Genomic DNA, 14,759 nt, shown 5'->3' with positions numbered 1-14,759 from the left:
AGGGTCTTAGAATTGGAGGTTGATGCCGCCCGAAATCGTGCGCACGGGTGAATAGGCGGCCTGCGAGGTCGAACCCGAGTAGGAGTAGCGCGGGTCGAAGCCCTGCCGCTTGGACCAGTACCAGACGTTCTCGCATGCGAGGTAGATGCGCAGCCGCTCGACGCCGAATTTCTGCGTGATGCGCTGCGGCAGCGTGTAGCCGAAATTGATATTCTGGAGGTTCAGGTAGCTGGCGTCCATCAGGAAGCGGTCCGACAGCGCGTTCTGGTCCTGGTCCTCGTATTGCAGGCGCGGAATGTTCGACGAGGCGTTCTGCGGGCTCCAGGCCTTGAGCATGTCCTTGTGCCAGTTCTGCCCGGTCGACTTGTTGGCCGGAGAGTACATCGACGCCTGATAACCCGAATCGACGGCCAGACCGCCGATCTGGTAGTTGAACGCCACGCTCAGGTCGAATCCGTAGAAACTCAGACTGGTTCCGAAGCCGCCGTAGAGGTCCGGAATGGGGTTTCCGCAGAGATAGTCCGATGCTTTGGAGTAGTCCGTGGTGGTAACCCGGCGTCCGGTGGGATTCTTGGCCTGGTCCAGTTCATCCATATACCACATCGACTCGCCCTTGTCCGAAACGCCGGCGTATTTCTTCATGTAGAACGTGTACATGGGAAGCCCCTCGCCGTAGAAGGTGGTGCCGCTCACGTAGCCGTGGTACCCATCCACGACGGTGTTGCGGCGCTCGGGGGGCAGCATGGTGATCTTGTTTCTCAGGTGGGTCATGTTGAGGTTGATGTCCCACTGCACCTTCTCCCGGCGTACGGGCGAGAAGTTGAGTTCGATCTCGACACCGCTGTTGCGCATGTCGCCTACATTGGCGTAGTAGGAGGAGTAGCCCATCGAAGGCGGCACGGGGAACGCGAGCAGCATGTCGGTGGTGCGGCGCAGGAAATATTCGATGCCGCCCGACACCAGCCCCTGGCCGAAGCCGAACTCGACGCCGGCGTTGAAGTTGGAGTTGGTCTCCCAGGTGATCTTCTCCGAGCCTTTCGAATTGAAGACGGTAGCCACCTGGCCGTTGGCGTTCTGGATCGAATAAGTGTTCGTGTATCGGAAATTACCGATGTTGTCGTTACCCTGAGAACCGATCGAGGCTTTCACCTTGAGGTTGTCCAGCCACGATTCGCTCCCCTGCATGAACGCTTCGCGCGAGAGGATCCAGGCCCCGCCCAGCGACCAGAAATTGCCCCAGCGGTGTTTGTGGTGGAAGCGCGAGGAGGCGTCGCGGCGGTAGGATGCCGAGAAGAAATAGCGGTTGTCGTAGTCGTACATGACGCGGGCGAACCAGCCCTCGTTGTTGTACTCGTCGCGTGCCGAATTGCCCGTCTGCATGTCGATGATGGCACCGGCCAGCTCGTCGTTGTCCTCGGTGAGCATGTGGCTCTTGGCAGCGATCAGGGAGGTGATCTTCTCGTTGTAGTACTCGTGACCGGCCATCACGTTGAGGTTGTGGGCGCCGATCTGCTTGGTGTAGTTCAGAATCTGCTGCGTGTTGTACTCCAGATGACGTCCGTGCCCCTTCGAAATGAGGCCCTCCTCGCTGGCGAACTGACCGAAATAGGGGTTCCGGATGTCGGTCGAGCGCGTCTCGTCGAGCGTCACGCCGGCGTTGAACGTGAATTTGAAATCCTTCAGGAACGAGATGTCGAAATAGGCCGTGCCGTTGAAGGCGTTGCCCTCGCTCTGATCCGTGTTGAGCTGCGATTCGGAGATGGCGTTGCTGTCGGTGAAGATCGAGCGCTCCATGCCGGCGTTGCGGCCGTAGTCGTAGCGCTTGATTCCCTCCTCGGTATAGAGCACCCGTCCGTCGCCGCCGCGGATGTAGAGCGGATAGATCGGACCGATGAGCGAGGTGTAGGCGAAGATGTTGCCCGAACTGTTCCCCGCGCCGCCGTCGTCCACCTTGTTATAATGGAAGCGGGCATAGTTGGCGTTCACACCCATCTTGAGCCATTTCTTGGCCTGGTAGTCCACCTTGATGCGGCCCGTGAAGCGGTCCATGTTCGAGTTCTCGACGATACCCTGGTCGTCCAGGTAGCCGAACGAGGCGTAAATCGAGGTCTTTTCGGTCGAACCGGCGATGCTCACGTTGTACTCCTGGCGGAGCGACGAACGGAACGCCTCGTCGGTCCAGTCGTCGGGGCGCACGTAGTACTCCTCGCCCTCGTAGATGAGGTGGCGGCCCAGCGTGGCACGGGGGTTGACCTTGCCGTTTGCGCCGATGAACTCCTGGCCTTCGGGCAGCGTGTAGACCATGTACCCCAGACCCCCTTCGTTCGCCGAACCCGTGAGGTTGCGGTTGGCGCGTGCATGGGCGTCGACGGTGCTGTAACCCGAATCCGTGTAGTAGTTTTTCAAGGCTTTGTAATGCGTCTCGTAAAACATGGCCGGGTCGGTGATGTACTCGTAGTTCTTCAGCGCCCGCGAGTTGACGCCCCATTTGGCATCCACCGTGACGGTCGCCTCGCGCGAACGGGCCTTCTTGGTCGTAATCATCACCACGCCGTTGGCGCCGCGGGCGCCGTACAGGGAGTTCGAGGCGGCGTCTTTCAGCACGGTCATCGACTCGATGTCGGCCGGGTTGAGGTTCGCAAGGTCGCCCGAGTAGGGCATGCCGTCGACGATCCACAGCGGGCTGTTGCCGGCGTTGAGCGAACTGAAACCGCGGATGCGGATGTCGGGGCTCTTGCCGGGCTGGCCCGAGCTGTTTATCAGCTGCACGCCCGCGACCTTTCCGGCGAGCGACTGGGCCACGTTGGAGTTCTGCGTCTTGGCGATGTCGTCGGCCTTGATGACCGTCGCCGAACCGGTAAAGGCCTCTTTCTTGGCCGTACCGAACGCCATGACGATCACGTCGTCGATCTTCTGCGCCTCCTCCCGGAGCACGATGTCGATGCGTGTCTTGCCGGCCACGGCGACCTGCTGCGGCTCGTAGCCGATGAACGATACGAGCAGCGTGCCGTCGGCCGGTGCCGCGATGGAGTAGGTGCCGTCCGAATTGGTAGTCGTACCGCGCGTGGTGCCGTCGACCAGAATCGTCGCGCCCGCGACGGGTGCTCCGGCGTGGTCTCGGACCGTACCGGTGACCTCGGTTTGCTGTGCAAAGGACATGAAGCATGCACCCAGCGCAACTACGAGTGGTATAAGTAGTTTTTTTATCATAAAATAAGGATTTTTTTCACGTGTAGCCCCTCCGTCCGCGGGTCCCGGGCCTTTCCGCAAGGCCCTACGACCCCCTTTCACCCCCTCTTCCGGTCCCGGGCGAAGCGCTCCGGGACCGGTCGGGCGAGGTGTGGACGGCCTTGACGGACCGTCTTGGAAATCAATAGTCTGCTTCGGTGAGATCGTTCTTTTTCGTGCCGGTGTACTTGGTCGCAACGTCTCTCCACTCGATGACGAGCCTGTTCTTGGAACCCCAGGGCATTGGATCTCCCTTGTAATCCACACCATTTCCGGAGTCGGTCATGGTAAAGGCGACCGTCCACGTCTTGTCCTCGTTCTTGACCACGGTGACTTTCGCATCGGAGGGACAATATCCATAAGTCGAACCCCAGTTCGTATAGGTCTCGGAATACCCCTGGCTACCGTATTGAAGATTGCTTTCCGTGAAATACATGAAATTCCAGTGCAGATCGTCTTGCGGCTCGTAGAGTTTGAGGTCCGTGGAACCCAGGTAGGGTGCTGCGATCATCAGCACGGGTATACCTGAATAGTCGTCATCGACCGATTCGTTCTCCGTGCCTTCGGGCCGGAAATAGAGGAAATAGGCATCGAACGTTGCGCCGCCATACTGCGGATCGCCGCCACGCAGCCTGTAATTCTTCTCCAGGCGCACTTCCATGGAAGCGATCTTCTTATAGCTCTTCGGCTCATTGCCTTCCACCGGCAAAACCGTGATGTGGGGCTCGAACGGCTTGACCGGCACCAGCCCGTCGAATCCGGTGGCCGATGCGGTCACGTCGCCGTACCACTCGGCTTCGATGGCGGGTCCGTTGGTGAAAGCGACCGAAATGTGGAAATAGGGATGCTCCACGGTGCCGGCCGTGGCGATCGTTCCGGTAGCGCCCTCGCTGGCATTCCACACCTCGTAGGTCTCGTAGTCGTAAACCAAAAGGTTGATCTTGCCCGGCTCGCTTGCCACGTCGACCGTCTTGCCGAAATTGATGTCGTTGGCGCTCAGGATGGCTGCATAGCGTCCCTCCATCAGCCCCTCAGGGGTCGTGGCGTTCTGGATACCGAATGCGAAATCGTTCCCCATCCCGGAGGGCTTGTTGTAGAATACGCGGCTGAGCTGCGCCTCCACGGGGGTCTCGCCGGCGGTCACCTTGAGGAAATTGCGGGTGTCGGTTCCAGCGGTAAAGGCTCCGAGGAATGCGGCGCGCAGGCGGTTGTCGCCGGCCTGGGCGTCGATCGAAAGGGTCATCGTGCCGTCGCTCTTGCGGTTCAGCGCCAGCGTGCCGGTCGTTCCGGCCCCGCTCTCGAACGCGCCGCAGACGATCTTCACCTTTTCGGGTTCGGTCGCCGAAAGGTCGATGGAGGCGGTCTCCACGCCGTCGGCCAGCGTGATTTGCAGATCGGCCGGCGTGTCTTCCGACGGGGCGGTCACGCCTGCTCCCGAATAGAAATACCACGTCGTGGTGGCCGTGGCGGGGCTGTACCAGGACACCGCACTGCCGATCTCCTTGACGGCCTTGTTCAGCTCGAACTGGTTGACCAGCGCCCGGGGCTTGGCCTCGGTGCAAATGTTGTTGTAGCGCGCCAGCAGCTTCTTGCCCGATTTGAGTACGACCTCGACGCGCAGGTTGAGCCGTTGCAACTCCTTGAGGTAGTCGGCCGAGAGCTTCACGGTCTCGATGTCGGTCATGGTCTGCTTGCGGACCGAAATATCCTTGTAGCCGATTTCGAACGTTTCGGTCCCGGTGTCGACCGCACCGCGCGGGTTGCGCACCTGGACGCGCAGGTAGTCGCCGGCCTCTTCCATCGCGGCCACGGTCTCGATACCCGACGTGGGCGAGAGCAGGAACGTGTAGAGGTCGGTGTCTTCCACCTCGTAGATGGCCGATTTGATGTCGATGAGTTTGCCTCCGTCGTATTCAATCTGATCCTTGAGTTCGACGGGAGGGGGAGGCGGTGGCGTATCGTCTTTCTTATCGTCGTCGGAGCAGGAAACCATACCGCCGGCAGTGAACAGGACTGCCCATGTCAGAGCGCGTAGTCTCGACCAGTAAAAGTTTTTCATAAGAATTGCTGTTTTAAGGTGGGCGCGGGAGCGCGGGCGTTCAGACCCGCGCTCCGAACCCGGATTTTTTACTCGTTTTTCATGCGATACATCGTCGAAGCCCGCGGCGTGGCGCCCATTTCGCGGAGTTCGGCCCCGGTGCGGATCATGCCCAGGGCACCCTTGCGCACCGCCTGTTGTTTCTGGCTCTGGGGATTCTCTCCGCCCGGCAGCACGGGCTCGCCGCTGCCGGTCAGGTAGACCGGTCCGGTCCACGTGCCCGAGACGGTGTGCCCCAGCACGTCCTCACCATTGATCTGGAACGTGAACCGGTTGTCGCCGCCATCGGCTTTGGCCACCAGGATGGAACCCGAATAGATCGCCGCGTACTCGTTTATTGTAGGAACATTGAGCCATCCGCCAACCACCATGTAATCCGGATCGTAATACCCGGTGGGATAGCCCCAGCCGATGGCGCTGCGAACGCCTTTCCAGCAGGTGCCGTCGATGGGAGCGCCCCCTGTATAACCGCGTATGCAACTGCCCGGAACGAACCGTATCGGGAAGCGGTTGGGCGTAACCTGGTAGATACCCGGCACGAGAGTTCTCTCCTGGCCTTTTTTGACGACCAGTTCGATCGTAACCAGGTCGCTCTCCTTGAGCTTGCCTTTCACGGGGTATTCGGGGTCCTCCTCGTAAGTGATCGTACCCAACTGCAAGTACTGGTAGCCGAATTCCCCCGGGGAATGCTTGTAGCACTCCTCCAGCGTGATCTCGCCGCTCAGCGACGGGACAACGATAGTCTGCCTCGGATCGAGCGTGGCGCGCGTGATATATTCCAGGTCCATCTCGTAATTGGTCTCGAGCGTCGTCGAACCGTCGTTCTTCTCGTCGTGCGACTGGTTGTCGAGGTAGACGTCCCCCGTGAACGTTCCGCGGATCGAGTAGCCGTCCTGCGACACGAGGTCGAACTCGATCGTGTAGATGTGGTTGACGGCCTCGGTGACGGTGATGGTGCCGGACTCGGCATAGGAGTAGAGTCCGCTCTGCGTGCCGTCGTCGTAGGCGTAGTAGGTACCTGTCGGGTAGACGATGCCGAACAGCGGCATGTACATCTCTTCGGCCGGGGCCCAGGTCATGAACTCGCCTCCCTTGCTGGCCGTATAGGTACCGGGTGTCAGGCCGCGCTTCGCAGCCGGGTTGTCGAATTTCTTGCCTGCCAGCGTGATCTTCATCGCCGAACCGTTGGGCTCGTTGTTCTCTCCTTTCCAGTCGTAGAGCGTGATTTCCACCACGCCGGTACCGTTCTCGTTGATGTCGCCTGCATAGATTCCCGCACCGTAGACTCCTTCGAAAACGACATCCTGCGCGATCTGCGGCAACATGTTACCTGTCGTGGCATCGGCCAGCTTCAACTCGCCCACGTAACCGATCGTGCGCTCCTTGCGGTCGTCGTCGAGGAACGTGGCCGTGACCGTGAAGAGGCCCGCATCGTCTTTCTCGATTTTAACCGGGTCGAGCAACTGGTACGCTTTCGCTTTTTTGTCGGCGTCCACGTAGTAGACGAAGCTGTAATCATTAAAATAGGTATGGTCGCTCAGCTTGTCGCTCTCGAAGAACGATCCGGTCGGCATCTTTTTCCAGTCATCGCCGGGCGTACCGTAGTAACTCAGCAGGAGCACATACCCCTCCTCATTGAGTTGGAACTGCGTACCCATCGAAATATAGTCGGCATTGGTCATGGCTATGTAGTAGCTGTCCGTGCCGGCGTCTTTCTCCACACCCCGGTAGTAGGAAAATATCTTCTTCGTGAGCGTAATGTCGTAGTCGCCCTGCTCCTCATCATCCTGGCTCAGGCGGGTGCAGACCTCGTGGAACTCGGCCCGGAGCGTCTGTCCCGTCCGGGTCTTGACCTCCAGGCTCATCTTGGCCGTGAAGAGCGAGGTCAACTGCAACGAGAGGGTGGCGTTGGTCACCTCGTCCGCCGTGGCGGCAGAAACCTCCAGGTCCTTGTAGCGCAGTTGGTTGCCGCTCGCAAGCAGATCGATCGGCCCCGAGGGGGTTTTGGTCACGATCTTCAGGTAGTCGTCGGCCAGCAGCATTGCTTCGAGATCGACGATGCCCTTGGTCGGGGAGAAATAGAAAGTATAGACCTTTTGGTCGTCTACCGTATAGACCACCGACTCGATCTTGCTTTGCGCATCCCCATAGACCAACGTGTTGTTCAACGGCTCGGCGGACGAAACGCTTTCATCGTCGTTCGAGCAGGAGGATAACCCGTAACTGCAAATTCCGCAAAGGAACAGCAGCAGACACACTGGATAAAATTTTTTCATAGAGGTGAGGTTTAAGTGTAGCCGGACGGCCCGGCCGGAATTTCGGTCGTTTATGCCCCGTTGCCGTTGCAGAGAAACGGGGGTTGCTCACCGCACCTTGAAAGCAGGATTGAAAAAAGGAAGCGTGGTGCTGAAGATTATTTTTACAGTGAGGTTCTGGAATACCTTGGAGATAAAATAAGCAACAGCTCCACGCCTATACCCGAGAATGGATACGACGCAAGAAGAAAACTGCCTATTCTCTCTCCAATTGAATTTTCCAGATTCCACTGTGAGAATAAACTTACACTTCCGTGTTAATATGTCGCCCAAAAATAAGAAACATATTTCGAAAATGCAAGCGTTGTCTTCCTTTTTTGGAGCTGTTGCGGGTGTAAATTTGAATAAAATGTTTGTGAAAATCAATATTGACTATAAAAATTATAATTTCAACGTGGCAAAATCCATCTTTTTGTAAGCAGGGCTTTCGAGCCGGCGCAACGCACCGGCCGCCGGTTTATATCGCTGTCAGGCAGCGGTTTTACCAGCCATGCCAGGAGCGGCCGAACGTTTCGGATTGCCCCCTGGCGGGGATAAAAATACGCCTTGCGGGTTTTTTCATCCGACAAAAAGTACGAATACCTATTTTTATTATCCAAAATCATTCCGTTTCCGCCGATTTTTCTTTCTCGACTCCGATTCCGCCTGCGTCCGGGCTGCGGCCTCGTAGAACCCGAGCCACAAAAAAAGGGTTACCTATATATATAAATAGGCAGCCCCGTTTTCCACTGCGCTCGTCCCCTTAACGCGCCCCCTCAGCGGTGCAGTACAGCCCCGCTTCAGCGATCCGGCAGCGGCCCAGCGCTCGGGTGATGCGCACCCGCACGCGCCGCGCCGTCACGGGGTCGAAGCGCACGATGCGTTTGTGCCCGATCGTCGTCCCCCGCACAAAGCGGATCCACTCCCCGTCCGCCCCGCGATACTCGGCCTCCCAGCCCGCGACGAGCTGCCCGCAGGGCGTGTACTCCTGCAACACCAGCATATCGAAAGTCACGGGCTCCGGGAGAACGATTTCGAACGCTCCTCCACGCGCTCCGAACTCCCTGTAAGTATCGGGATCGCCGTCCGTCAGCGCTCCGGCCGCGCCGGCCGCCAGGCTATGACCGAACACGCGATCGAGCATCCCGCGCAGCTCCACCAGGCGCAGCGAGTCGGGTGCCGGAATGCGTCCGCGCCGGTCGGCGGGCACGTTGAGCAGCAGGTTGGCGTTGCGACCGACCGATGCACAATAAATATCGAAGAGCTCTTCAACGCGCTTCACCTTTGCGTCCGTCGCGGGCGAATAGAACCATCCCGGCCGGATCGAAACATCCGCTTCGCCCGGCACCCACGCCGCCCCGAACACATTGCCGCGGTTGAGCGTATCTGTCGGCGGCGCACCCGCTCCGGGTTCGAATCCCGCCGTGTCGAGCCGGGCCCAGCACGTCTCGCCCGCATACCCGCGCTCGTTGCCGATCCAGCGGCAGCCGGGCCCCACGTCGCTGAACACGATAGTCTGCGGCTGACATGCGCGGATCGTTCCGAGGAACAATTCCCAGTCGTACTCCTGCCGCTTTCCGCCGGGTCCCTCGCCGTTCGCGCCGTCGAGCCACAGCTCGAACACCTCGCCGTATTCCGTAAGCACCTCGCGCAGCATCCCGGCGAAGACCTCGTTGTAGGCCGGCGTGCCGTAGGCCGGATGGTTGCGATCCCAGGGCGAGACGTAGACCCCGAACCGCAGCCCGTATTCGCGGCAAGCGTCCGCCAGTTCGCGCAGCACGTCGCCCCGGCCGCCGCGCCAGCCGCTCTCCCGCACCGTGTGGGTGCTCAGGCGGCTCGGCCAGAGGCAGAAGCCGTCGTGGTGCTTGGCCGTGAGGATGATCCCTTTCATCCCCGCCGCGCGGGCCGTTGCGGCCCACTGGCGGCAGTCGAGGGCCTCGGGGGCGAAGACGGCCGGGTGCTCCGCGCCCGTTCCCCACTCCGAATCGGTGAACGTGTTGGGACCGAAATGGACGAACATGCAGTATTCCATCCGCTGCCACTCCGTCTGCCCGGCCGACGGCAGCACGTCAGCGGGGTTCGGGTTGCCATCCCCGCACGCCGCAGAAAGCATTGCCGCACCGATCGCGGCCAGCATTCCGAAAAAGTTACACCGATTCATATTCGTCAGCAGTTTTCGTAAAGATACGAAAAACGACCGGAAAACAAAACCGCCCCGGACGAAATGTCCGGGGCGGTCTCGACAAAGGGGTCCGAACCCCCGTTACTTGCGGTAGATCTTCTTGTAGCCGTAGATCGCCTCGTCGCCCAGCTCCTCCTCGATGCGCAGCAGCTGGTTGTATTTGGCCATGCGGTCCGAACGCGACATCGAGCCGGTCTTGATCTGGCCCGAATTCGTAGCCACGGCGATGTCGGCGATGGTCGAGTCCTCGGTCTCGCCCGAACGGTGCGAGGTCACCGAGGTGTAACCGGCGCGGTGCGCCATCTCGATGGCGTCGAGCGTCTCGGTCAGCGAACCGATCTGGTTGACCTTGATGAGGATCGAGTTGCCGCAGCCCATTTCGATACCCTTTTTCAGGAAATCGACATTCGTTACGAACAGGTCGTCGCCGACGAGCTGGCACTTGTCGCCAATGGCGGCGGTCAGCATCTGCCAGCCCTCCCAGTCGTTCTCGGACATGCCGTCCTCAATCGAGTCGATGGGGTATTTCTCCACCAGCCCCTTGAGGTACTCGACCTGCTCTTTCGACGAGCGCTTGGCGCCTTTCTCGCCCTCGAACTTGGTGTAGTCGTAGACGCCGTCCTTGTAGAACTCCGACGAGGCGCAGTCCATGCCGATCATCACATCTTTTCCGGGCTCGTAGCCGGCGGCCTTGATGGCCTCGAGGATCGACTCGATGGCGTCCTCGGTGCCGTTGAGCGCGGGAGCGAAGCCGCCCTCGTCACCCACGGCGGTCGAGAGGCCGCGCTTGTGGAGCACTTTCTTGAGGTTGTGGAACACCTCGGCGCCCATGCGCACGCCCTCCTTGAACGAGGGAGCGCCCACGGGACGGATCATGAACTCCTGGAACGCGATGGGCGCGTCGGAGTGCGAGCCGCCGTTGATGATGTTCATCATCGGCACGGGCAGCGTCTTGGCGTTCGAGCCGCCGATATAGCGGTAGAGGGGCATGCCGAAATAGTCGGCTGCGGCGCGGGCCACGGCCAGCGAGACGCCGAGGATGGCGTTGGCGCCCAGATTCGACTTGGTCTTGGTGCCGTCCAGTGCGATCATAGCCTTGTCGATGCCCACCTGGTCGGCGACGTTCATGCCGATGATCGCGGGGGCGATCTTCTCGTTGACGTTCTCGACGGCCTGCTGCACGCCCTTGCCCAGGTAACGGCTCTTGTCGCCGTCACGAAGCTCGAGGGCCTCGTTCTCGCCCGTCGATGCGCCGCTCGGAACGGCTGCGCGGCCGAAAGCGCCGGATACGGTACGGACCTCGACCTCGACGGTCGGATTGCCTCGTGAATCGAGGATCTCTCTTGCGTGAATCTCTACAATCTGCATAGCTGTAAGAATTTGATTATGGTTGAAATTTCTTTTTTTCGCATTTTCCGGTGCAAAGGTACAAAATTATTGTGAATTGCCGCCGGGAGCTGTTATTTTTTTCACGATTGCGGCACGCGATTTTCAGAATCGGGGACAAATCACTATCTTGGCGCCGCAAGTTGCGCGTACAAACCACGTAAACTACATTCCGTCAATGCGAAAGATCCTTTCGTTCTCGTTTTTCCTCCTGCTGGGCCTCGTCCTGTCCCAGCTGCTCCCGGGCGTGCTGGGCGAAGCCTACGCCTCGCTGAAAACCTACACCGACACGTTGCTCTACGTCGCGCTGGCATTCATCATGATCAACGTCGGCCGCGAGTTCGAGATCGACAAGTCGCGCTGGCGGAGCTACACGGCCGACTATTTCATCGCCATGGCCACCGCGGCGCTTCCGTGGCTGCTGATCGTGGTCTATTATATTTTTGTCCTGCTGCCCGAATCGCTGTGGAGCAGCCCCGAGGCGTGGAAAGAGAACCTGCTGCTGAGCCGCTTCGCCGCCCCCACCTCCGCGGGCATCCTCTTCACGATGCTGGCGGCGCTGCAACTCAAGCGCAGCTGGATCTACCGCAAGATTCAGGTCCTTGCCATCTTCGACGACCTGGACACCATCCTCTTGATGATCCCCCTGCAAGTGCTGATGATCGGTCTGAAATGGCAGATGGGCGCGCTGCTGGCCGTGGTCGTCGTGCTTCTGGCGGTCGGCTGGCGGTGGCAGGGGCGGTGGAACGCCCGCCAGGAGTGGCCGGCCATCCTGGGCTGGGCCGTGGTGGTGTGCGCTGCCACTCAATTGATATATGTGGTCACCAAGAGCCTCTACGGACCCGACGAAAGCATCCACATCGAGGTGCTGCTTCCGGCCTTTGTCGTGGGGATGCTCATGCGCCACCGCCACACCGACTCGGCGGGCGAACGGCGCGCCACGACGGGTATCTCGTTTCTGTTCATGCTGCTCGTGGGGCTGAGCATGCCGCTCATCGGCGACGGCGGCTCCTCCGACCCGGGTTCTGTCACCGCTTCGCAGCCGATGATGCCGTGGGGCACGCTGCTGCTGCACGTGGTGGCCGTCTCGGCGCTCTCGAACCTGGGCAAGCTGGTCCCGCTCTTCTTCTACCGCGACCGCCTCCTGAGCGAACGGCTGGCCCTCTCGATCGGCATGTTCACGCGCGGCGAGGTGGGTGCCGGCGTCATCTTCATCGCCCTGGGCTACAACCTGGGCGGCCCGGCGCTGCTGATTTCGGTGCTCACGCTGGTCCTGAACCTCGTCCTGACGGGAATTTTCGTCCTCTGGGTCCGCCGCCTGGCGCTGCGCAGCTACAACCCCGCTCAGGAGGAGGCCGACGCTTCGGCAGCCTGACCGGGCCGCTTCTATGTCCCAAAAGAAGCATCCGACGGTCGGATGCTTCCTTTATCTTCGCCCTGTCACGACATACCCTCTTCAGTCCCGCGCCAACACGCCTCCATCCCTCCTATTCATCCGCGCACAGCGCCTCTCCGCCCGCACCCGCAAACTCTCCGTCTCGTCTCGGCAAATACCTCCTCCCATTACCCCGCCGACAAACGCCTCCATCCTGCTGCCTTTCCATCTTGCGTACCTCCTCTTTATCCGCGCCCAGCGCCTCTCCGTCCGCACCCGCAGACTCTCCGTCTCGTCTCGGCAAATACTCCCTCCCATTACCCCGCCGACCCACCTCCATCCCGCCACCTTTCCATCTTGCATACCTCCTATTCGTCCGCGCCCAGCGCCTCTCCGCCTGCACCCGGTGGACGGAAAGGGCCAAATTAAAACAGAAAAAATCGGTATTCAATCTTGATTTTCAATAAAAAATAGCCTTAATTTGTCGTTCGATACCCCGCGGGTGTTGCGTTTTGCAAAACATTTTTTACCTTTGTCGTGTCGTCTCAGGGCGGCAAGACATATTGATGAAAGTGTTTCGCTTTTATCCTTGACGGGAAATCTGGAAAATTTTTCGTAGGGCAAGGTAAACGACAACACTCATCACTTGTATCGGCATGCGGGTTGCATCTTGCACCCCATGCTGTACAAGTGTGGGGTATTGTTTATTTGTCCTAAGGTATTCCAGAACCTCCCGTCAGATAAACGAACGGCTCCACACTTTCTTTTTTAATAAATCACATTCGCGGAGCCGGGATGTACCCAAACATCTCGTCATGAAAAGAATAGCCTTATTCTTTTTCGCCGCCGCCCTCATCTGCGGCAGCGGCAGCGTGTCGGCCCAGGTCAAGCGCCAGAAAGCCGAAGAAAAAATCTCATTCAACCAGACCGAAGCCGTCAACCTCGGAGCCTCGCACGAAATGCTGATCGCACCCGTCACGGCCCAGGTAGCCGTCACGGCCGAGCGGGCCTATTTCGAAAGGGACTATCCGCTGATCGTCGATCCGACGGGCCGCAACAAGGGTTTCGCCTCCGTGGAGGCCATCCAGGCGCAGGCGCTCTTCGATTTCACGCAGCAGGAAAAGGCCGACATGATCGTCTGCTCGCTCTGCTCGCTGAAGACCACGGGCGAACCCGACGTCTCGGGCGAGGTCTACACCTACACCATCCACGTGCAGATGCAGGGTTACCCCGGCAAGTACACCGATTTCCAGCCCACGAAGAAAGAGGACATCTGGATCAAACACATGTACAGCCTGGGCCAGATGCGCGACGGCGACCAGCACATCTACGTCAACATCGAGAAAGTGCAGGATATTCTCAAAAACACAGCGGCTTCCAACACCAAACAATAACAAGCAAATCATCCAAACCATGAAAAAAATCACGACCCTCGCACTGGCACTCGTCCTGTGCGCACCCCTGACCTCTTTCGGTCAGAAAATCACCAGCACGACCATCACGCGCGAGAAGACGCGCAACATCTCCACGAACAAGTGGTTCGATCCCCGCTACGAGGGCGAGCTGAACCTCGGTTTCGCCACGGGCGGCAAGCTCAAATGGGCCGATGGCGGCGACAAGGAGAAGACCAACTACTCGCGTCCGTTCATCGAGACCGTACACGGCGTCCGGTTCAACGACTACATGTACGCCGGTCTGGGCGTAAGCGTGCAGTATGCCCTGGGCAAAATCTCGCCCGACTCGGAGGAGTCCGACAAGTGGAACACGCTGATGATTCCCGTCTTCCTCAACCTCAAGGGCAGCTACCCCGTCACGGAACATTTCGCACCCTACCTCTCTCTGAGCTTCGGCGGCAGTTTCTGCGCCACCTCCTCGATGGACGATTCGTGGAGCGAGGACGACGGTAGGGTCGAACAGAAACTCAAAGGAGGTTTCTACGCCGAGTACGGGCTGGGCTTCACCTACAAAAGGCTCAATTTCGGCTTCGGCATCCAGCACCAGGGTCTGAAATTCACGGAGAGCTACCGCGGCGACGAGGAGAGCGAAAAGGCCGGCATCAACTCCTTCTTCGTCAAGGTCGGACTCAAATTTTGAGGTACCGCACCGTGAATAATCATCTTTTTATTGTTCTGCGCAATCGCCCTTTCACCGGGCGATTGCGCAGACAGTAAAAGGCACTCAGACGTTTAGCGAAAA

General features: G+C 59.4%; 8 protein-coding genes. 3 read left to right on the top strand and 5 right to left on the bottom strand.

Annotated elements, in window-relative coordinates; genetic code table 11:
- Positions 1-6: 6 nt before the first annotated feature.
- From ACMQ11_RS09505 to eno, 5 genes are all read right to left on the bottom strand, one after another.
- A complete protein-coding gene (locus ACMQ11_RS09505) occupies positions 7-3,210 on the bottom strand; it encodes a SusC/RagA family TonB-linked outer membrane protein (RefSeq protein WP_418992532.1) in 3,204 nt (1,067 codons plus the stop codon).
- 160 nt (positions 3,211-3,370) lie between these two features.
- Positions 3,371-5,287: a hypothetical protein gene (locus ACMQ11_RS09500; protein WP_418992531.1), complete on the bottom strand. Its 1,917-nt coding sequence runs from the start codon at positions 5,285-5,287 to the stop codon at positions 3,371-3,373.
- Between the two features lie 68 nt (positions 5,288-5,355).
- Positions 5,356-7,602 (bottom strand): hypothetical protein, encoded by a 2,247-nt coding sequence (locus ACMQ11_RS09495; protein WP_418992530.1) that lies wholly within the window; start codon positions 7,600-7,602, stop codon positions 5,356-5,358.
- A 781-nt stretch (positions 7,603-8,383) separates the two neighbouring features.
- A complete protein-coding gene (locus ACMQ11_RS09490) occupies positions 8,384-9,781 on the bottom strand; it encodes an alpha-L-fucosidase (protein ID WP_418992529.1) in 1,398 nt (465 codons plus the stop codon).
- A gap of 102 nt (positions 9,782-9,883) precedes the next feature.
- The gene (gene eno, locus ACMQ11_RS09485; protein ID WP_418992528.1) at positions 9,884-11,170 is read right to left on the bottom strand and encodes a phosphopyruvate hydratase; all 1,287 of its coding nucleotides are present in this window, start codon (positions 11,168-11,170) and stop codon (positions 9,884-9,886) included.
- A 196-nt stretch (positions 11,171-11,366) separates the two neighbouring features.
- Between eno and ACMQ11_RS09480 the strand changes: the two genes are divergently transcribed.
- The 3 genes from ACMQ11_RS09480 to ACMQ11_RS09470 all read left to right on the top strand — a co-directional run bounded on the left by ACMQ11_RS09480 (position 11,367) and on the right by ACMQ11_RS09470 (position 14,657).
- Positions 11,367-12,563, top strand: a complete 1,197-nt coding sequence (locus ACMQ11_RS09480) for a sodium:proton antiporter (RefSeq protein ID WP_418992527.1) — start codon at positions 11,367-11,369, stop codon at positions 12,561-12,563.
- Between the two features lie 815 nt (positions 12,564-13,378).
- Positions 13,379-13,957 (top strand): hypothetical protein, encoded by a 579-nt coding sequence (locus tag ACMQ11_RS09475; RefSeq protein ID WP_418992526.1) that lies wholly within the window; start codon positions 13,379-13,381, stop codon positions 13,955-13,957.
- Between the two features lie 19 nt (positions 13,958-13,976).
- Positions 13,977-14,657 carry a hypothetical protein gene (locus ACMQ11_RS09470; protein WP_418992525.1) on the top strand — a complete coding sequence of 227 codons (681 nt, stop codon included), beginning with the start codon at positions 13,977-13,979 and terminating at the stop codon, positions 14,655-14,657.
- Positions 14,658-14,759 lie beyond the last annotated feature (102 nt).

The organism is Alistipes sp. (assembly GCF_048465575.1).
Lineage (GTDB): Bacteria > Bacteroidota > Bacteroidia > Bacteroidales > Rikenellaceae > Alistipes.
Note: the sequence above shows the minus strand (reverse complement) of the source record. Positions and strands in the feature narration are given on the sequence as shown.